The organism is Vreelandella lutescens, assembly GCF_014640815.1.
Taxonomy (GTDB): domain Bacteria; phylum Pseudomonadota; class Gammaproteobacteria; order Pseudomonadales; family Halomonadaceae; genus Vreelandella; species Vreelandella lutescens.
Genome location: NZ_BMHM01000003.1, coordinates 177511 through 195551 on the forward strand (window position 1 = coordinate 177511; position 18041 = coordinate 195551).

The 18041-nt window shown below is 55.9% G+C and carries 19 protein-coding genes; 14 read left to right on the forward strand and 5 right to left on the reverse strand.

The genetic code is table 11. The annotated features are described in order from the left end of the window. Positions 1 to 84: 84 nt before the first annotated feature. A complete protein-coding gene (locus IEW65_RS08430; protein WP_188639039.1) occupies positions 85 to 1776 on the reverse strand; it encodes an L-lactate permease in 1692 nt (563 codons plus the stop codon). 408 nt (positions 1777 to 2184) lie between these two features. Between IEW65_RS08430 and IEW65_RS08435 the strand changes: the two genes are divergently transcribed. The 3 genes from IEW65_RS08435 to IEW65_RS08445 all read left to right on the forward strand — a co-directional run bounded on the left by IEW65_RS08435 (position 2185) and on the right by IEW65_RS08445 (position 4181). Continuing rightward, positions 2185 to 2877: a glutathione S-transferase N-terminal domain-containing protein gene (locus IEW65_RS08435; RefSeq protein ID WP_188639040.1), complete on the forward strand. Its 693-nt coding sequence runs from the start codon at positions 2185 to 2187 to the stop codon at positions 2875 to 2877. 80 nt (positions 2878 to 2957) lie between these two features. Continuing rightward, complete coding sequence (locus IEW65_RS08440; protein WP_188639041.1) at positions 2958 to 3647, forward strand: glutathione binding-like protein; 690 nt, start codon at positions 2958 to 2960, stop codon at positions 3645 to 3647. A gap of 177 nt (positions 3648 to 3824) precedes the next feature. Further along, positions 3825 to 4181 (forward strand): phasin family protein, encoded by a 357-nt coding sequence (locus IEW65_RS08445; protein WP_188639042.1) that lies wholly within the window; start codon positions 3825 to 3827, stop codon positions 4179 to 4181. Between the two features lie 85 nt (positions 4182 to 4266). On the opposite strand, the gene uraD is transcribed toward IEW65_RS08445, so the two are convergent. Further along, positions 4267 to 4821, reverse strand: coding sequence for a 2-oxo-4-hydroxy-4-carboxy-5-ureidoimidazoline decarboxylase (gene uraD / locus IEW65_RS08450; RefSeq protein ID WP_188639043.1), 555 nt, complete (start codon positions 4819 to 4821; stop codon positions 4267 to 4269). A 138-nt stretch (positions 4822 to 4959) separates the two neighbouring features. Here uraD and uraH point away from each other — a divergent pair, with 138 nt between their 5' ends. The 3 genes from uraH to IEW65_RS08465 are packed head-to-tail and all read left to right on the forward strand — an operon-like array spanning position 4960 to position 7265. After that, on the forward strand, positions 4960 to 5313 hold the full coding sequence (gene uraH, locus IEW65_RS08455; RefSeq protein WP_188639044.1) for a hydroxyisourate hydrolase: 354 nt from the start codon (positions 4960 to 4962) through the stop codon (positions 5311 to 5313). An 11-nt stretch (positions 5314 to 5324) separates the two neighbouring features. Next, complete coding sequence (locus IEW65_RS08460) at positions 5325 to 6524, forward strand: urate hydroxylase PuuD (RefSeq protein WP_188639045.1); 1200 nt, start codon at positions 5325 to 5327, stop codon at positions 6522 to 6524. 24 nt (positions 6525 to 6548) lie between these two features. Next, positions 6549 to 7265 carry a GntR family transcriptional regulator gene (locus IEW65_RS08465; protein WP_188639046.1) on the forward strand — a complete coding sequence of 239 codons (717 nt, stop codon included), beginning with the start codon at positions 6549 to 6551 and terminating at the stop codon, positions 7263 to 7265. Between the two features lie 140 nt (positions 7266 to 7405). Here IEW65_RS08465 and IEW65_RS08470 read toward each other — a convergent pair whose 3' ends face one another. The 3 genes from IEW65_RS08470 to IEW65_RS08480 all read right to left on the reverse strand — a co-directional run bounded on the left by IEW65_RS08470 (position 7406) and on the right by IEW65_RS08480 (position 11228). Next, positions 7406 to 8878, reverse strand: coding sequence for an NCS1 family nucleobase:cation symporter-1 (locus tag IEW65_RS08470; protein ID WP_188639047.1), 1473 nt, complete (start codon positions 8876 to 8878; stop codon positions 7406 to 7408). A 65-nt stretch (positions 8879 to 8943) separates the two neighbouring features. Further along, positions 8944 to 10314 (reverse strand): NCS1 family transporter, encoded by a 1371-nt coding sequence (locus IEW65_RS08475; protein ID WP_188639048.1) that lies wholly within the window; start codon positions 10312 to 10314, stop codon positions 8944 to 8946. A gap of 155 nt (positions 10315 to 10469) precedes the next feature. Beyond that, positions 10470 to 11228: an aspartate/glutamate racemase family protein gene (locus IEW65_RS08480; protein WP_188639049.1), complete on the reverse strand. Its 759-nt coding sequence runs from the start codon at positions 11226 to 11228 to the stop codon at positions 10470 to 10472. Positions 11229 to 11491: 263 nt separating this feature from the next. Here IEW65_RS08480 and puuE point away from each other — a divergent pair, with 263 nt between their 5' ends. The 8 genes from puuE to IEW65_RS08520 all read left to right on the forward strand — a co-directional run bounded on the left by puuE (position 11492) and on the right by IEW65_RS08520 (position 18023). Further along, positions 11492 to 12415 (forward strand): allantoinase PuuE, encoded by a 924-nt coding sequence (gene puuE, locus IEW65_RS08485; protein ID WP_188639050.1) that lies wholly within the window; start codon positions 11492 to 11494, stop codon positions 12413 to 12415. A 14-nt stretch (positions 12416 to 12429) separates the two neighbouring features. Continuing rightward, a complete protein-coding gene (locus IEW65_RS08490) occupies positions 12430 to 13314 on the forward strand; it encodes a MurR/RpiR family transcriptional regulator (protein ID WP_188639051.1) in 885 nt (294 codons plus the stop codon). Between the two features lie 269 nt (positions 13315 to 13583). Further along, positions 13584 to 14438 (forward strand): transporter substrate-binding domain-containing protein, encoded by an 855-nt coding sequence (locus IEW65_RS08495; RefSeq protein WP_188639052.1) that lies wholly within the window; start codon positions 13584 to 13586, stop codon positions 14436 to 14438. A gap of 8 nt (positions 14439 to 14446) precedes the next feature. Continuing rightward, positions 14447 to 15124 carry an amino acid ABC transporter permease gene (locus tag IEW65_RS08500; RefSeq protein WP_188639053.1) on the forward strand — a complete coding sequence of 226 codons (678 nt, stop codon included), beginning with the start codon at positions 14447 to 14449 and terminating at the stop codon, positions 15122 to 15124. Beyond that, positions 15121 to 15777, forward strand: a complete 657-nt coding sequence (locus tag IEW65_RS08505; RefSeq protein ID WP_188639054.1) for an amino acid ABC transporter permease — start codon at positions 15121 to 15123, stop codon at positions 15775 to 15777. Before IEW65_RS08500 ends, IEW65_RS08505 begins: the two co-directional genes overlap by 4 nt. Next, positions 15758 to 16486: an amino acid ABC transporter ATP-binding protein gene (locus IEW65_RS08510; protein WP_229755509.1), complete on the forward strand. Its 729-nt coding sequence runs from the start codon at positions 15758 to 15760 to the stop codon at positions 16484 to 16486. The genes IEW65_RS08505 and IEW65_RS08510 overlap by 20 nt, the downstream gene beginning before the upstream one ends. Before the next feature lie 104 nt (positions 16487 to 16590). Beyond that, entirely contained in the window at positions 16591 to 17436 is an 846-nt protein-coding gene (locus IEW65_RS08515; RefSeq protein WP_188639055.1) for a bifunctional allantoicase/(S)-ureidoglycine aminohydrolase, read from the forward strand. Positions 17437 to 17531: 95 nt separating this feature from the next. Next, entirely contained in the window at positions 17532 to 18023 is a 492-nt protein-coding gene (locus IEW65_RS08520) for an ureidoglycolate lyase (RefSeq protein ID WP_188639056.1), read from the forward strand. Positions 18024 to 18041 lie beyond the last annotated feature (18 nt).

Genomic DNA, 18041 nt, shown 5'->3' on the forward strand with positions numbered 1-18041 from the left:
CTCTTAAGTCAGGTAAGCAAAGCACTAAAAATTTACCCCCAGGCAATGCCTGGGGGTAAATCGTTTTACGGGGTCAAACAGGGGTTACATCAATGGGTCAGTCACCCCGATGACATAAAACGCGATCATCGCGATAATGCCGGTGAATACCAAGTAGTAGATGGTTGGGAGAATCGTCTTACGAATCGTGGTCCCTTCACGGCCAAGCAGGCCGACGGTCGCGGATGCCGCAACAACGTTGTGAATCGCGATCATATTACCCGCCGCTGCACCTACTGCTTGCAGTGCGATCATCATGGCCGTTGATAGCCCCAGGGTTTCAGCAATGCTGAACTGGAACTCCGCCAACATAAGGTTAGATACCGTGTTGGAGCCCGCAATAAAGGCACCCATCGCCCCGACGGCAGGCGCAAAGAACGGGTAGATGCCGCCCACACCGTTAGCGACTGCTTGCGCCATCATGACAGGCATCGAGACTAAGTCGGCACCGTTAACGCCAGAGTTAATCAGGATACGCACCATCGGCACAGTAAAGATCAGTACAAAGCCAGCGCCAAAGATGGTTTTGGTGGACTCAGATACCGCCGCACTCATCTGACGTGGGTTCATCTTATGCAGGAAGTAAGTGATAAACACGACGGCCAGGATAATACCGCCCGGCAGGTAAAGCGGTTGAACACCGCCGCTAACGCCCGTTTCACCGAAAATGTTGGCCCAGTTCAGGTTAATCGAGGTCAGAGCTACACGTAGCGGCTCAACGGTGCGTGAAGCTACTAAGAACAGCGCCAGTAGCACGTAAGGTACCCAGCCTTTAAAGGTGGACATCGGTGCTTTACCGGCCACATCGTCCAGCTTGATTTGCAGGTTACCGATCCACTCATCTGGCCAAGAGGTCGATTCTGGGAAGTCCCAGGTATCTTTGGGCAGCAGGAAGCCTTTACGTGCAGCGGGCACCACAATCGCTAAGCCCACCATCGCGCCAATCATGGACGGGAATTCCGGCCCAAGCAGCACACCCACCAGCATGTAAGGCACTACGAAGGCAATACCGGTAAAGATTGCGAAAGGCGCAATAGAGAGCCCTTCTTTCCAAGAGCGGTTGGCACCGAAGAAGCGCACCATCACCAGCACCAGAATCAGCGGCATTAAAATACCCACAATACCGTGAGTGATGGCGACAGAGCTGGTGACCTGCTGGAAGAAGACGTCCCAGGTAGAGCCGTTCGCTTCTAGCTGCGCGGTAATGTCGGCACGGTTTACACCGCTACCTACACCGACCACGATCGGTGTGCCCACGGCGCCAAAAGATACCGGTGTGGACTGAATCATCATACCCACGACCACGGCAGCAAGAGCCGGGAAGCCAAGCGCTACCATCAGCGGAGCCGCAACAGCAGCCGGTGTACCGAAACCGGACGCGCCCTCAATAAAGCAGCCAAACAGCCAGGCAACAATCAGCGCTTGTACACGGCGGTCAGGGCTAATGCCCGAAAAGCCGTTACGGATGGCGGTAATGCCTCCAGAGTGCTTAAGCGTATTAAGGAGCAAAATAGCGCCAAAGATAATCCACAGCAGGCCCGCGGTTTGAATGAGGCCCTGCACAGTGGATGCCGCCACGCGGCTAAACGACATATCCCACGCGGTCAGGCCGATAACGGCCGCCGTAAGGAAGACAATCGGCATCGCTATTTTAGCCGGGATTTTAAAGCCTATGAGCAAAATCCCAGCCAGTAACAGCGGCAGAAATGCCAGAAGAGCAAGTATGTTTTCATTCATGGGAGGAACGGCCCCTTGTTATTGATTTGGTGTGCTCCGCAGTCGCCAACTTGTCATTTCAATCATAGTTGGGTCAGCGTGAAAGATACGGTTAGGCGGGCAGAATGACTACATTGGAAAATTGGTCTTACCAGTGGCGTGGGGCGAATTGGCTTGTAAACTAAGCGGTCGTTTTAATTTAACATATTGTTTTTTAGAGACTTTGAACTTTTCGTGAGTACGCTTGCTTCACAACGCCCATTAGACTAATAGACAGTGCAGTTGGCCTTAGAAAGAGCGGTGCAGATCTAAATGTCCCATGTCCTCTTTGCATGGCTTAATGGCACAGGCGGGATTCGGTACTTGCGTCACTTACTACTTCGACTCAATGTAATAGCGAGTTCAACTCGATGAAAGGAGTACGATCAGATGGCAATAACACTTTATGACCTGTGTGGCCGCGATGAGCGCCTACGTTTTTCACCTTACTGTTGGCGCGTGCGGATGGCACTGGCCCATAAAGGGCTTGAGTGCACGACCGTGGCGTGGCGCTTCCAGGAAAAAGACGTGCTCGCATTTGCCGACTACGACAAAGTGCCCGTACTCACTGATGGTGACACGGTGGTGACCGATAGCTTCGATATCATGTGCTATCTGGATCGCGCCTACCCGGCTGCACCGGTGGTAGGTGAAGGGGTGAGCTTTCAGCGCCTAATGCTGTTTAAACAACTGGTAGAACGCAGCATTACGCCTGCACTGTTTAAAATCGTCGCATTAGATCTGTTAGCTGCAATTCATCCGGATGATCGTGATTACTTCCGTAAAACCCGTGAAGCGCGCTTTGGCGCGACGTTGGAGGCTGTTAATAACCCTGAGCAGGGGCGGCAGCTACTGAAGCAGGCGCTGGTGCCGGTAAGTGCTCAATTGAAAGAGAGCCCGTTTTTGGATGGGAATGCCCCAGGCGGTGCCGATTACCTACTGTTTGGCAGCATGATGTGGGCCTACACCGTTTCGACTGAGACACTGGTGGATGAAAAGGACCCCGTCGCTGCGTGGTTTAAGCGTATGCTAGAAGTGCACGATTCAGTGGCAGGCAAGGCCCTGACTGTTCGTGATCTATAATAGTGAAGGCGGCCACAAGCCGCCGACTACCCACAGGCAAACACAAACGGCCTAGGCCGTTTGTGTGAAAGGAGATGGCGATGATTGACCTGTATTACTGGACAACCCCGAACGGCCACAAAATCTCCATCATGCTTGAAGAGGCAAAGCTGGCTTACCGCATCAAGCCGATTAATATTGGCCGCGGCGAGCAGTTTGACCCTGAGTTTCTGACGATTGCACCCAATAACCGCATTCCCGCCATTGTTGACCACGCCCCTAAAGATGGCGGCCAACCCATGTCGCTGTTCGAGTCAGGCGCTATTTTAGAATATCTCGCCGATAAAACCGGCCAGTTTCTGCCGGTAGAAGGGCGCGAGCGCTACGTGGTGTTGCAGTGGCTTCACTGGCAAATGGGCGGCCTTGGCCCTATGGCAGGGCAGAACCATCACTTCTGCCACTATGCGCCGAACAAAATTGAGTACGCCATCGAACGCTATGTGCGTGAAACGAATCGGCTTTATAGCGTGTTGGATCAGCGTCTTTCCCAACAGCATTATGTAGGCGGTGACCGCTACTCGATTGCCGATATGGCGATCTATCCCTGGATAGTACCCTGGGAGAAACAGCGCCAAACTCTGGAAGAGTTCCCTGACCTTGAACGCTGGTTTGAAGAGGTGTCGCAACGCCCGGCAGTGCGTAAAGCCTACGCAATAGTGGAAGACATTAATCCGCAGGCAGGTGTCACGATGGATGCTGAGGCGCGTAAGCATCTGTTTGGCAACCGTTAATAAAACGGCCTTTTCAAGCGTGTGAGTGAGCGGCAGCTTGGCAAGCGCAGCATGATAAAAAATCATGTTGCGCTGCACAAAAAGCACTGCTAGCTTTGTGGGTAGCAACGGCAAACGCCCACTATCGGCCTGCCTCAACGCAAGCCGAATCGCTAGCTCACTCAAGGAGATTACGTGATGAACAAGGCCGCAGAGAAAACCAGCCAGCAGTTTGAGTCAGTGTTTGTATCCCCCATGCGTTCTTACACGCTGGCGGCACTGAACTACTACGAGCAGCTGGTAGGCGCGCAAATGGACGCTGCACGCGCTTACTCGGACATGACCATTGCACAAGCACGCACATGGTTAGACGTGAAAGACGCGGACAGCTTCAAAAAAGCGATGGAAAGCCAGCAAAAAACCGCTACTGACCTGATGGAGCGCATGAAAGGCGACTCTGAAAAAGTGACCTCTATCAGCCAAAGCTTTATGCAAGACAGCCAGAAAATGGCTGAAGAAACCACCAAGAAAGCGGTTGAGACTGCCAAGCAGTAATCACCCCGCTTAATTGAAAGGATGCCGCGCCCTGGATAGCTCCAAGGCGCGGCATTTTTTTGCGTGCTTTTTGATTAGGCAGGCGTCATCGCGGTGATCGCGATGCCTCGCCAGCGCGTGCTCGGAGCCGAAAGCGCGCTATGCGAATAATTTGCTGAATGGCGGTTTCACGCTCTTCTGCCAAGCCGTTCTCCAAGCGCTTTTCAAACGCCGCGAGAATGTCGTAACGGTCCAGCCCTTTCACGGCAATCACAAAGGGAAAGCCAAATGTCTCTTTATAAGCGGCGTTCAACCGCTCGAAGCGAGCAAACTCCTCAGGTGAGCACTGGTCGAGCCCCGCGCCTGCCTGCTCGCTGGTGGAGTCGTGGGTCAACTCTCCCGCCAGCGCTGCCTTGCCTGCTAAATCGGGGTGGGCCTTAATAACGGCAATTTGCTGCTCGGGCGTGGCCTGCTGCAGCATCAGGCCCATCAGTTCAGCCAGTGCATCAGGTGCATCATGCGTTTGACTCAAGCCATGTTGCCAAGCGGCTTTAGCTACCCAGGGGGAGTGCTCATACACATCGCCATAGTGGGCAACGAAGGCTTCCAGGCTGCACTGGCTGGGGGCAGGGGATAACGTGAGTGGGGTAGCGGTCGACACAAAAACTCTCCAGGCGTGCGAAAAAGGAAATGCTGTATACAATAAATAGCATCAACGGTACTCTTTGACCAATAGGTCAAACTCTACGCATCACCTCTATCCATAACACCAATAACCCCGCCAATGTAAGGAGTGACGATGGGACGCTTAACTACCCACGTGCTGGATACCGCCAAAGGGCAGCCCGGCCAAGGCATTACCATTGAAATCTTTCGGCTAGCGGGTGGCCACCGCGAGCACTTAGGCTCCACCGTCACCAACAGCGATGGCCGTTGTGATACGCCCCTGTTAGAAGGCGAGGCGCTCACACCCGGTGAGTATGAGTTAGTGTTCCACGCGGGGGACTATTTACGCCGTCAGGGTGTCGAAGCCGCCGAGCCACGCTTTTTAGACGTGATTCCGCTGCGCTTTGGCGTAGCCGATGCAAGCCAACACTACCACGTGCCGCTGCTGCTCTCGCCGTATGGCTACTCGACCTATCGCGGTAGTTAAGAGGGCGAATCATGCAAGCGTACATCATTGAATTCGTAAACCTGCTGCTGCGCTGGCTGCACGTGATTGCGGCCATTGCCTGGATCGGCGAATCGATCTACTTCGTGATGCTGGATAACGGCCTGCGCACTCCCAAAGCCGCTGAAGATCGTGAGAAGGGGATCTTTGGCGAGATGTGGGCTGTGCATGGTGGCGGTTTCTATCATAACCAGAAATATGCCACGGCCCCGGCCAAGCTACCCAACGACCTGCACTGGTCGTTCTGGAAAGCCTACACCACGTGGCTATCGGGTTTTGCGCTGTTCGTCATTCTCTACATGGTGAACCCCGGCTTCTACTTGGTGAACCCAGACAGCAATTGGGCCTGGGCGGCTAACCTGACCGGTTGGCAGGCCAACCTGCTGGCGCTTGGGTTCCTGCTAGGCGGCTGGGTGGTTTACAACGAGCTATGTAAGCGCATCAGCCCCAACATGGAGCGCGATGGCCTGCTAAGCATTGCCGTGGCGGTGATGATGGTGGTGGTAGCCTACCTAAGCACCCAGATGTTTACCGGGCGGGCGGCCTTTTTGCTCACCGGCGCGGTGATGGCCACGGCCATGTCGGCCAACGTCTTCTTTTGGATCATTCCCGGCCAGCGGCGCATGGTGAAAGCCATGAAGGCAGGCGAGGCTCCCAACCCGCTAGACGGCAAACGCGGCAAGCAGCGTTCGGTACATAACACCTACTTCACGCTGCCCGTGGTGTTGCTGATGGTGAGTAATCACTACTCCTTTATCTACGCTCATGAGCTTTCTTGGGTGGTGATGGTGCTGTTTATCTTTGCCGGAGCGTTGATTCGTCAGTTCTTTGTGCTGATGCATGCCGGTAAAATTCAGCCTGCCTACCCGGCGGTAGGGGTTGGCCTGATTCTGCTCGCATTTTGGGTGGCAGCGCCTAGCCCACGTGCCGCCGTAGAAGGCGCTGGCGATGCGCCTACGCAAGCACAGGTCTCTGGGCTCATTGAGCAACACTGCACCCAGTGCCATGCCCGTAACCCTGCACACGCCGGTTTCTCTGCGCCGCCAGCAGGCTATGCCTTTGATAGCTGGGAGGATATTCTAGGCCACAAAGCGTCAATACAGCAGGTGGTGGCTAGCCGCTACATGCCGCTGGGTAATATCACCAACATGAGTGATGAAGAGCGCGATATCATAGCGGCCTGGGAGGAGTGATCAGAGTCGCAGACAGGAGACACTATGAGCGATGCGCAGACGGCGTTAAAACGACGGCCCACTGACAAAGAGGGCGACGAGCGCCACGAAGCGATTTACCGGGCGGTCAGCGATGCCATTGTGGAGCAGCGCCTAAAGCCCGGCGCTCGGCTGCGTGAAGATGCGCTAGCGGAAGTATTTGGTATTAGCCGCACGGGGATTCGTAAAATTCTTCAGCGGTTGGCGCTTGAACAGCTTGTTACACTTACCCCGCGCCGTGGGGCCAGCGTAACGCGACCCACCGCCGAGGAAGCCAAAGACGTGTTCGATGCCCGCCAACTGATCGAGTGCGGCCTCATGCCCGATGTTGCCAGGCGAATGAACGCCGCCGCGGCAGCGGAGCTTCGCGAGATGGCCCGCCAAGAGCGCCAAGCCCTGCGCAGCGGCCAGCAGAGCGTGGCCATTCGCCTCTCGGCAGATTTTCACGTGCGCTTAGCCCAACTCTCCGGCAACGCCACCCTGGCGGAATTTGTTGAACGCCTCTGCTCACGTTCATCGCTGATCCTCGCTGTCTATGGCCATCGCGGCCACTTAGGCTGCGAATCTCACGACCACGACGACCTGATTGGCTATCTTGAAACCGGCAACGGCGAGCGTGCCAAAGCCTTTATGAGCCGCCACCTCAAAGCCATCGAAGCCTCGCTCTCCATGGTCGAAGAGGAAGAGAACGTACCGGATCTGCAGCAGATTTTTGGTGTTTAGCGACGACGTAGCTCTGCTCCACTGTGATGACAGCTAGGCCGCTTTTCGAGACTCCCGACTAACGTAAAACGCCACCGGAGCTTATCCAGTGGCGTTTTTAGTGGTTATCTATGTTGTGCAGTGAGTCATCACTACATGGCTTAGTGCGTTTTCTGCTCAGCCATCACAGTCGCTGCCTTAAACCGCTTCATAAGACCATAATAGAAAACCCCACCTAGAGCGGCACCAATCATCCAACCAAAACCACCAAGGGCTGAAAGTGCAGGGACTAATACGGTAGAGAGCGAGAACATCGCCGCCACGCCAAAGGCGATAAGGGCGCGGGTGTTCCAGCCGTTGACGTAGTAGTAGGCGCTGCTGGGGGCTGAGGAGAATAGCTCCTGCATATTGAGGTGCTGGCGTTTGATCAGGTAGTAGTCCACCACGATGATGCCGTAGAACGGCGCGACGATAGCGCCCAACGCATTCACAAAGCCCGGCACGCCAATTTGGCTGATCACCGAGATCCACAGCGCACCCACGAAAAAGGCAATGACGGCGGTAATCAGGCCGCCCATTTTGAAGCTGATTTTGCTGGGGAACAGGTTGGCTAAGTCGTAGGCGGGGGGAATGAAGTTAGCAACGAGGTTGATACCCACCGTGGCGGCAAAGAAGGTGAGAGCAGCCACAATGGTCAGCGGCAGTGAATCGACGCGTTCCACGATATCCGCCGGGTTGGTGAGCGCTTCGCCAAACAGTACTAGCGTGCCTGCGGTAATAATCAGCGCAATAAACGAGAAGAACGCTACGTTCAAGGGCAGGCCCAGCAGGTTGCCCAGCTTCATCTGGCGCTCGGTTTTCACAAAACGGGTAAAGTCGCCGAAGTTGATCACCACTGCGGCGAAGTAGGCCACCATCGTACCCACAATGGCGAGAAACGCACCCAGGCCGCCCTGTTCACCGCTGCCGCTAAAGATGGTGCTAATGGCGGGGAGTAGCTCGCTACCGGCTTGTACCCATACCACAATCATCAACACCACCATCACCACGTAGACCAGCGGGCCTGCCCAGTTTAGGAAGTGTTTAATGCGCTCGATGCCCTGCCAAAAAATCGCGATCTGAAACAGCCACACAATCACGAACGACAGCCACGCCACCCCGGAAAGGCCAAGAAAGGTGCCGCCGTTGCCCACGCCAAACAGCGCGGTAATCAGCAGCGCCACGGCGGTGGAGGCGAAGTAGGTCTGCACGCCGTACCAAAAAATACCCACAATGGCGCGCAGCATGGCGGGCAGGTTGGCACCACGCACGCCCATGCTGGCGCGCACCATGACGGGGAAAGGTATGCCGTATTTCACGCTGGGCTTACCGGTCAGGTTGACCAGAAACATCACGATCACCCCAGCTAAAATAATCGCGGCCATCACGGCCCAGCCGTTCAGGCCGTAGGTGAGAAACAGTGAGGCTGCCAGGGTATAGCCAAACAGGCTTTGAATGTCGTTAGACCAAACGTTAAAAATCTCAAAAGCACCCCAGGTGCGGTGCTCCGGTTTTAAAGGGGCGAGGTCTTCGTTATAGAGCGTTGGGTCAATCTGCTGAATATTTAGGTCGCTTTGGCTGGGTTGTTCATTCATTGCAAGGCTCGTTATCCGGAAATGGTCGCCTGCCACACGAAGGTGGCAGGCGCGGGCAGGGCGGGTTACTGGGTGAAGCGCTGGCAGGCGGGCCAGTGTTTCATCAGCAGATAGTAGGTCAGCCCGGCAGGAATAAGGCTGGCATACCAAGAGACCGCCGAAAACGAGAGCGCTGCGACAATACCTACCGCTGTCGCTATAAGCGCCGCTTGGTTAATGCCTTGATAGGGGCCGTTTTCATCGTAGAGCTTGCCGATATCCAGCGTGCGGCGGCGAATCACGTAGTAGTCCACCACCAGAATGGCGAAGATGGGGCCAAGGAACGCGGAGTAGGTTTGTACAAAGAGCTGCAACCCTGCGGCCGATTCAGGCTGCACCAGCTTCCAGGGGAAGGTAGCGAAGGCGAGCAGGCCCACAATGACGGTGGCGACGGGGAACTTGAGCTTGAACACGTCCATCAGCACGTAGGTGGGCGGCACCACGTTGTTCAGCACGTTGGTGGTTACCTGGGCGAAGGCGATAAACAGCAGTGTGATCATCAGCAGTGGCGTGTTATCCACCGCGTTGGCGAACACTTGGATAGGGTCGGCGGTGCCGGTGGCTTGCGACACCATGTAGCCAATCAGGCCCATAAACAGCGTGCAGGGCAGAATCGACATCGCGTAAATGGTGGTAAGCAGGCTTTGGGCCGTGCCTTTTTTGTGCTCGCGGGAGTAATCGCTCACATTCAGCATCATGGTGCTGTAGATACCCAAAAACAGCATGGTGGCGCTCCAGAAGGGCATCCCCCAAGAGCCTTCCATGGTCAGCAGGCTGGTGGAAAGCTCGTCGCCGTAGCGCTGCACCGTGGCGTAGAACATATACATCAGCGAGCAAAGAATAAACGCGCTGCCAATGTTCTCCAGCCACTTAATGCCCTGAAAGCCCAGTACCGAAAGGCCAATCTGCAAAAACTGGAAGGTAATAAAGTAGAAGATCAGGTTATCGAAGCCGAACAGCGTGGCCGACACCATGTTGAGCGCGCCTGCGCCAATCCAGCTTTGAAAGCCGTACCAGACGATGGCAGGCACGGCGCGCACAAGGCCTGGAATACGCGTGCCGGTAAAACCGAACGCGCTGCGTGCCTGCACCATAAACGGAATGCCGTATTTGTAACCGGCAGCCCCGTTAATGGCGAGCGCAATGCCAATCACAAAGCAGCCAATGGCAATCGCCAGGGTGGCTTGCAGCAGGTTGAGCGTACCCACCACGCTTGAACCCATGGCGAAGGTGCCAATAGAGACACACCCCCCAAACCAGGCTAAAAAGTAGGAGGTGCGCCCCATAATACGGGTGCTTTGTGGCGCTAAGCTTTCGGCCCCAACGGCTTTGGCAGTGGCGGGGCTAGCCGCTCCCGGTGCTTCATCTGAGGTAAGAGCAGAGGTTGAAGTGCTCATGTTACCGTCCTCGCAAGATTATCGATGTTATTGGTAACCTGGGCAGTGTCTGCCCAAGAGACGCTTGCGGCGTGGCGTGCTAATGGCGGTATTCGTAACGTTGTTATCTTTTTGGTCGTGCTGTGTTGCGTGTTTTTAGCGTCATGTTGCGTGTTTCAACGGCGTGTGGGTGGCAAGGTAAGGTTGGAAAAATCCGCGAACTTGCCGGTAAAGGGTTTCGGGCGTGGATAGTCTAAATCGCCGTATTTGCTGGTATGTAAGCCCAGCGACACCAGCGATTCGGCAAGCTTTAGCGCCGCGCTTACCCCTTCCACCACGGGCAGGCCAACTTCGCTGCTAATGGCGTGGGTGAGGTTCGCCATACCGCCACAGCCCAGCACAATCGCGCCGATACCATCCTCATCGCGGGCACGGCAGCACTCTTGCACAATGCGGCTAAAGGCAGCGTCAGGGTGGTCTTCTAAATCCAGTACCGGAATCTCAGCGGCGCGAATGCGACGGCAGTGGTGGCTAAAGCCGTACTGCTCAAGCAGGTGCTCGGCAATAATGCCGGTGCGGCCTAGGGTGGTCACAATCGAGAAGCGCGTGCTAATCAAGGTGGCCATGTGAAAAGCGGCTTCGGCAATGCCAATCACTGGGGCGCGGGTCAGCTCGCGGGCGGCCAGCAGGCCGGGGTCACCAAAGCAGGCCACTACGTAGGCATCAATATTGCCCTCGCGCTCGCCTTTCAGCACCTCTTCGGCCACGCCCACCGCGCTGATGGCTTCATCAAAGTGGCTTTCGATGGAAACCGGGCCTGCGTCGGGCTGGGTGGCGCTAATGGTGGTAGATGGGCCGGCCAGCTGTTCAGCCGCATGACGGATGGTGGCTGTCATGGCTTCTGTGGTGTTGGGGTTAATCAGGCGTATATGCACGTTGAGACACTCGCGTGTGAACAATATTTGTAATCTTGTATACGAAAATAGGGGGCTTTTTTAATAAGCGCAAGCCCCATTTTGGCGGCTGTAGCGCGTTATGAAGTTGACCAATCGTTCAGGTTTCAAGGGTTTAGCGCGTTAGCGCAGCTAAAAGCGTCGATATCTCAGCGAATTAGCCCTGCGTTGAATTGCGGCCACTCGCTAAAATGGCTATTTTGTATACAAACTAAAACGCTCTGCCTTTATTAAGGAGCCTGACCATGTCCTCTCATTACCCACGCGATTTAATCGGCTATGGCCGCACGCCGCCCCACGCTAACTGGCCGGGCAAGGCTAAGATTGCCGTTCAATTTGTACTGAATTATGAAGAGGGCGGTGAGAACTGCGTACTGCATGGAGATTCAGGCTCGGAGCAGTTTTTGTCCGAGATTATTGGCGCGGCCAGCTACCCAGACCGCCATCTGAGCATGGAGTCCATCTACGAATACGGCTCTCGCGCTGGCGTGTGGCGTATTCTGCGCGAGTTTGAGCGCCGTGGGCTGCCGCTGACCGTATTTGGGGTGGCGATGGCGCTAGAGCGCCATCCGGATGTGGCCCAGGCATTTAAAGAGCTGGGCCATGAAGTGGCGTGCCACGGCTACCGTTGGATTCACTACCAAGAGACCCCGGAGCACGTCGAACGTGAGCATCTGCAAAAAGCCATGGAGATCTTCCAGCGTTTGTACGGTGAAAAGCCTGAAGGTTGGTACACCGGGCGCGATAGCCCCAATACCCGCCGTTTAATTTTGGACGAAGGTGGCTTCCTCTACGACAGTGACTACTACGGCGACGACCTACCATTCTGGACCACAGTGAGCGATAGCCAGGGCGCTGAGCACAACCACCTGATTGTGCCCTACACCTTAGATACCAACGACATGCGCTTTGCTGCTCCGCAAGGGTTCAACACGGCGGACCACTTCTTTACCTACCTGCGTGACGCCTTTGATGTACTGTATGCCGAAGGAGAGGATTCGCCGAAAATGCTCTCCATTGGTATGCACTGCCGTTTGCTGGGTCGCCCCGGGCGGTTCCGTGCGCTGCAGCGCTTTTTAGACCATATCGAAGCCCACGACCGTGTGTGGGTGGCTCGCCGGGTCGATATTGCTCGCCACTGGGCAGAGCATCATCCCGCGCCCAAATAACGAAACAGGACACTATGACACCCCATATCGGACAACGGATTGCCGCCCAGTTTGATGCACTTAGCGCCCAAGAGCAGCGTGTGGCGAGCTTTATTCTGGATCACTTTGATGATTTGGCCGTGTATAGCGCCGCTGATCTGGCGCGTTTGACGGGGGTGTCAAAATCGACCGTTAGCCGCCTGTTCAAGCGGCTAGGGTTTGAAAGCTACCGGACGGTAAAAGATCACGCCCGCGAGCTGCGTAATTTGGGTGTACCGCTGGTGATTGATGCCCATGCCATGGAGGAGGAGAGCGAGAGCGGTGCGCCGTTCCAGCGCCACCTCCAGCGGGAGCAGGAAAATCTGCAGCGCTGTTTCGCGAGCCTTGCCCCCCAGGACTTTGCTGCGATGGTCGACGCGTTAGCGGTGGCTCATCAGGTCGTGATCGTCGGTTTCCGCAACAGCTACCCGCTGGCGCTGCACTTACGTCAGCAGCTCGTCCAAGCCCGTAGCCACGTGCGTTTGGCACCGCAGCCTAACCAGTCGCTGGCCGAAGAGCTGGTGGATTTAACCGAGCACGATACCGTGGTGCTGTTTGGTTTTCGTCGCCGCCCATCGGCGTTTGCAGCGTTAGTCGCTGCACTGGAGCGTTCACCCGCTAACGTGCTCTTGATTGCTGACCCCACCGCCTCGCAGTTTGCTACGCAAGTGACGTGGTGGTTAGAAGTACCGCTTGAGAGCCTCTCAGCGTTTGACAGCTATGCCACCGCCAACAGCGTGGTTTGCCTGTTGGCGAATGCCGTTTTGCACCAACGCTTAGCGGATGGTCGCGAACGGATCAGCACGATTAGCGACCAGTACGCGGAATTAAACGAGCTGGCATCGCCCGTCATGAGCGTGGATTGGGACGCCCATCAATAATGGTGCGATGTGCCTGCCTGCTGCACCAAATATAACCGCTTTACTGAACGCACGCTGGGTTACCTTGCGTGCTCTCCTGCCTGATAGTGACCTAACGCGCTGTTCTTAAGCTGCTTTCTCTACGGCTGGTCTCGTTATTGCTAATGCTGGTGGTCGTGTGAAACAAAAGTTTCTTTGATTGGCTTTGTGCAACAAAGCTTTCAGTGGACTGCATCACACACGTTACTTCTTCTCGGCATTGGCTTGCGACTCACTTTCAGGAGAGCGTCATGGGAACTACCCCTCAGGGCTTTAAAGATTCGGTTCAGCACTACTTGAAACGTCTTCACACCGGCGTAGTGGCCACCGGTATGGCGGCCACCCTGGCCGTGGGTGGGCTGAGCGCTAGCACGGCGGCCCATGCCGATGCGCTGGAAGCCATTGAATCTCGCGGCACGATTCGTATCGCAGTGCCGCAGGATTTCCCCCCGTTTGGCTCGGTAGGCACTGATCTACAGCCGCGCGGTTACGACATCGATATGGCCAACTACATTGCCGACGAGATGGGCGTCACTCTGGAACTGATTACCGTGACCAGCGCCAACCGCATCCCTTATCTGCAAACAGGGCAGGCGGATCTGGTGATCTCAAGCCTGGGTAAAAACCCGGAGCGCGAAGCGGCGATTGATTTCTCTGATGCTTACGCGCCGTTCTTCCTGGGCGTGTTTAGTGCGGATGCAGACGAGAGTGTCGAGGGCCCCGAAGGCTTCGCTGATAAGACCATAGGCGTTACCCGTGGTGCGGTTGAGGATATGGAGCTTTCTAATGTCGCTCCCGACTCCACCACTATTCAGCGCTTTGAAGATAATGCCACCACCATCTCGGCGTTCCTTTCTGGCCAAGTGGATTATGTCGCCACCGGTAACGTGGTTGCGGCAGAAATTGCCGAGCGCAACAGTCGCCGTGCGCCTTCACTGATGTATCAGTTGAAAGATTCCCCTTGCTACATTGGCTTGAATAAAAACGAAGCGGCGCTGCAGGCCGAAGTAAACCGCTTAATTGCCCAGGCGCTGGAAGATGGCACGCTTAACGAGCTTTCTCAGCGCTGGTTCAGCGCAGACCTTCCTGACAACTTCGGTAGCTGAGAGGCGGTATGGGGCCAACACTCGATTTTCTCACCCTGTTGCCCTACGTCAGTGAGCTGGTCAAAGGCTTAACCACCACGGTCGTACTGACCGTGGTGACCACCTTAACCGGGCTTGGGCTGGCAGTAGCGGTTGCGTATTTACGTGTGAACGGGCAGCCTTGGATGCGCTGGGGGTTAGGCGGCTATGTCGAAGTCACCCGTAACACGCCTTTTATTGTGCAGCTGTTTTTTATCTTTTTTGGCCTGCCGGGGCTGGGTATCAAAATTGATGCCATTACCGCCGCGTTTATTGCGATGACGCTGAATCTGGCCGCTTACAGCGCCGAGATTTTACGCGCAGGCATCAGCGCCACGGCGAAAGGGCAGCTAGAAGCCGCCAGAGCGCTGGGCATGAGCACCCTGCAAAGTTACCGCCATGTGGTGCTGGTACCTGCCTTTGCCAGGGTGTACCCCTCGCTGATTAGCCAAGCCATTATCGTCATGCTGGGCTCGGCGGTGGTGTCGCAAATTTCCGTCTTTGACCTCACTTACGCGGCCAATTTTATTCAGTCGCGCAACTTTAGAAGCTTTGAAGTCTATCTGCTGATTACCTTGGTGTACCTGCTGCTGGCGTTCGGTATGCGCCGTGCCTTTATGCTGGTAGGTAAGCGTGTGTTCGCGTATCAGCAAGGAGAGCAACGATGATTGAGTTCACGCTGTGGGATATCGTGCGCAATTTGCTGCTCGCCGCCCGCTGGACGGTGGTGCTGTCACTGATTGCCTTTGTTGGCGGTGCCACCGTGGGGCTGGTGCTTACCTTCATGCGTCTTTCCAGCCGCCGCTGGCTGCAGCGTTTTACCTCGCTGTATGTGGATCTGTTTCAAGGCACGCCACTATTGATGCAGCTGTTTTTGATCTTTTTTGGCGCGGCCGCTATGGGGCACCCCATCTCTGCCTGGTGGGCCGCTTCCATCGCACTGACGCTCTTTACCAGCGCATTTCTTTGCGATATCTGGCGTGGCTGTTTGGAAGCCGTGGCCAAAGGGCAGTGGCACGCCGCCCGCGTGCTGGGCATGAACTACTTCCAAACCATGCGCCATGTGATTTTACCCCAGGCGCTGCAGCTCTCGATTCCGCCCACGGTCGGGTTTTCGGTTCAGGTGATTAAAGGCACCGCGCTGGCGTCCATCATCGGCTTTGTGGAGCTTACCAAAGCGGGCACGATGCTCAATAACGCAACGTTTGAACCGTTCACTATCTTCACCCTCGTGGCCCTTTTTTACTTCGCGCTGTGCTACCCGCTCTCTTGCTACGCGCGCCATTTGGAGAAAAAGCTCTATGACGCTGGTCTGCGTTAATAACGTTCATAAAGCCTTTGGCGACCTGCAAGTGCTCAAGGGTATCGACCTCAACGTTGCCCAGGGGGAAGTGGTCGCCATTATTGGCCGCAGCGGTTCGGGCAAAAGTACGCTGCTGCGCTGCTTGAACCAGCTCGAACAGCACGATAGCGGCGAGATTACCATTGCCGAACAGCAGCTCGATGCCGGTTCCATGTCGCCCAAAGAGCTCAGTGAAAATGTTGGGATGGTGTTTCAGAGCTTTAACCTGTTTCCCCATAAAACCGTGGGCGATAACGTGTGCCTGGCTCCCGTGGTGGTGCGTGGCGAAGCCCGTGCCGATGTCGAAAAAGTCGCCCGAGAAGTGCTGGATAAAGTGGGTCTGGCAGATAAGTACGATGCCTACCCCGCACAGCTTTCCGGCGGCCAGCAGCAGCGGGTGGCGATTGCCCGGGCGCTGGCCATGCGCCCAAAGGTGCTGCTGTGTGACGAGGTGACCTCGGCATTAGACCCTGAGTTAGTCGGCGAGGTATTGCGCGTGTTGGAAGCGTTGGCGGCAGAAGGCATGACACTGATTCTGGTGACCCACGAAATGGGCTTTGCTCGGGATGTGGCCGACCGCGTGGTGTTTATGCACCAAGGGCGTATTCACGAAGAGGGTGAGCCTGCCGAGCTGTTCAGTAACCCTAAAACCCCAGAGCTTAAGCAGTTTATCTCTGCGGTGCTTTAAGGTTTGTCTGAAGTCGCACCGCGTAATATTGTATACAAGAAATAGGCGCAGCATCCTCATGCTGCCATGACCGCTGAGTACGCCACTCACTCCAGGGAGAGACAATGCCAACAACACGCCAACCCGCTCACTATTACGCCCCAACGGGCGGGCACCCGCCGCAAACCCAGCTCACCGCTGATCGTGCTGTCTTTACCGAGGCCTATGCACTGATTCCCAAAGGGGTGATGCGCGATATCGTGACCAGCAACCTGCCGTTTTGGGAAGGCACCCGGTTATGGGTGCTGGCGCGCCCGCTGTCGGGGTTTGCGGAAACCTTCTCCCAATACATTATGGAAGTGCAGCCCGAAGGCGGTAGCGATAAGCCTGAACTGGACCCCCAAGCGGAAGGCGTGTTGTTTATTGTGGAGGGTGAGTTAACGCTCACTTTAGCGGGCGAGCGCCATACGATGGGGCCGGGTGGCTACGCGTTTATTCCTCCTGGCAGCCACTGGCTGGTGCGCAATGAAAGTCGCGAGCCGGTGCGTTTCCACTGGGTGCGCAAAGCTTACGAGTATGTGGAAGGTCTGGAGGTCCCGAAAGCCTTCGTGACTAACGAACAAGACATTGCGCCGATTGAGATGCCGGGCACCGAAGGGCGCTGGGCCACTACGCGGTTTGTCGACCCCAACGACGTGCGCCACGATATGCACGTCAATATCGTCACCTTTCAGCCGGGCGGCGTGATCCCGTTTGATGAAACCCATGTGATGGAGCATGGCCTTTACGTACTGGAAGGCAAGGCGGTGTATCACCTGAACCAGCAGTGGGTCGAAGTAGAAGCGGGCGACTTTATGTGGCTACGCGCCTTCTGCCCTCAGGCGTGCTATGCCGGTGGCCCCGGCCCGTTCCGCTACCTGCTGTACAAAGACGTTAACCGTCATGCGGCGCTACGTCTGGGTGTCCGCTAATAGGCGCGAGTTAAGCTACCTCCCACGGTAGATGCTCGCAGGTTAGCGGCCTTCTACCGTATCGGGAGCATCACATAGGTTAAAGGGATACCGTTATGTTAACGCTTGAAGCCAAGCTGCTCACGGCAGACGCCTTTGCACCGTTTGGGGATGTACTGGATGCCCGCACGTCCGCGTCGTATCCAATTAACGCCGGGCGCACCCAGCGCCACCATGATCTCGCCAAGGTAGAAACCCTCGGCGATAACGCCCATACGCTGATCAATATTTTCGTCAGCCAGCCGGTGTCACTGCCGCTATCCCTCACGTTTTTGGAGCGCCACCCTCAGGGCAGCCAAGCGTTTATGCCGCTGCGCCAGGAGCGCTTTATTATTGTGGTTGCCCCGCCTGGCGAGACGATTGCGCTAGACGAGGTGCAGGCGTTTGTGACCGATGGCCGCCAAGGAGTGAATTATCGCGCCGGTACTTGGCACGCGATTCAATCGGTATTGGAGCGCGAAGGGGAGTTCTTGGTGGTGGACCGCGGTGGGGATGGCAATAACTGTGACGAATATCCTCTAGATGTTACCGTCACTTTAGCGCAATAGCCCACTGCAAGAGCATGC

Coding starts and splice junctions, on each gene's coding strand:
- IEW65_RS08470 (WP_188639047.1), bottom strand. CDS start 8,878: ATGAATGAACAACCCAGCCAAAGCGACCTAAATATTCAGCAGATTGAC.
- uraH (WP_188639044.1), top strand. CDS start 4,960: ATGGGACGCTTAACTACCCACGTGCTGGATACCGCCAAAGGGCAGCCC.
- IEW65_RS08440 (WP_188639041.1), top strand. CDS start 2,958: ATGATTGACCTGTATTACTGGACAACCCCGAACGGCCACAAAATCTCC.
- puuE (WP_188639050.1), top strand. CDS start 11,492: ATGTCCTCTCATTACCCACGCGATTTAATCGGCTATGGCCGCACGCCG.
- IEW65_RS08435 (WP_188639040.1), top strand. CDS start 2,185: ATGGCAATAACACTTTATGACCTGTGTGGCCGCGATGAGCGCCTACGT.
- IEW65_RS08460 (WP_188639045.1), top strand. CDS start 5,325: ATGCAAGCGTACATCATTGAATTCGTAAACCTGCTGCTGCGCTGGCTG.
- IEW65_RS08510 (WP_229755509.1), top strand. CDS start 15,758: ATGACGCTGGTCTGCGTTAATAACGTTCATAAAGCCTTTGGCGACCTG.
- IEW65_RS08465 (WP_188639046.1), top strand. CDS start 6,549: ATGAGCGATGCGCAGACGGCGTTAAAACGACGGCCCACTGACAAAGAG.
- IEW65_RS08430 (WP_188639039.1), bottom strand. CDS start 1,776: ATGAATGAAAACATACTTGCTCTTCTGGCATTTCTGCCGCTGTTACTG.
- IEW65_RS08475 (WP_188639048.1), bottom strand. CDS start 10,314: ATGAGCACTTCAACCTCTGCTCTTACCTCAGATGAAGCACCGGGAGCG.
- IEW65_RS08520 (WP_188639056.1), top strand. CDS start 17,532: ATGTTAACGCTTGAAGCCAAGCTGCTCACGGCAGACGCCTTTGCACCG.
- IEW65_RS08495 (WP_188639052.1), top strand. CDS start 13,584: ATGGGAACTACCCCTCAGGGCTTTAAAGATTCGGTTCAGCACTACTTG.
- IEW65_RS08515 (WP_188639055.1), top strand. CDS start 16,591: ATGCCAACAACACGCCAACCCGCTCACTATTACGCCCCAACGGGCGGG.
- IEW65_RS08500 (WP_188639053.1), top strand. CDS start 14,447: ATGGGGCCAACACTCGATTTTCTCACCCTGTTGCCCTACGTCAGTGAG.
- IEW65_RS08445 (WP_188639042.1), top strand. CDS start 3,825: ATGAACAAGGCCGCAGAGAAAACCAGCCAGCAGTTTGAGTCAGTGTTT.
- IEW65_RS08505 (WP_188639054.1), top strand. CDS start 15,121: ATGATTGAGTTCACGCTGTGGGATATCGTGCGCAATTTGCTGCTCGCC.
- IEW65_RS08490 (WP_188639051.1), top strand. CDS start 12,430: ATGACACCCCATATCGGACAACGGATTGCCGCCCAGTTTGATGCACTT.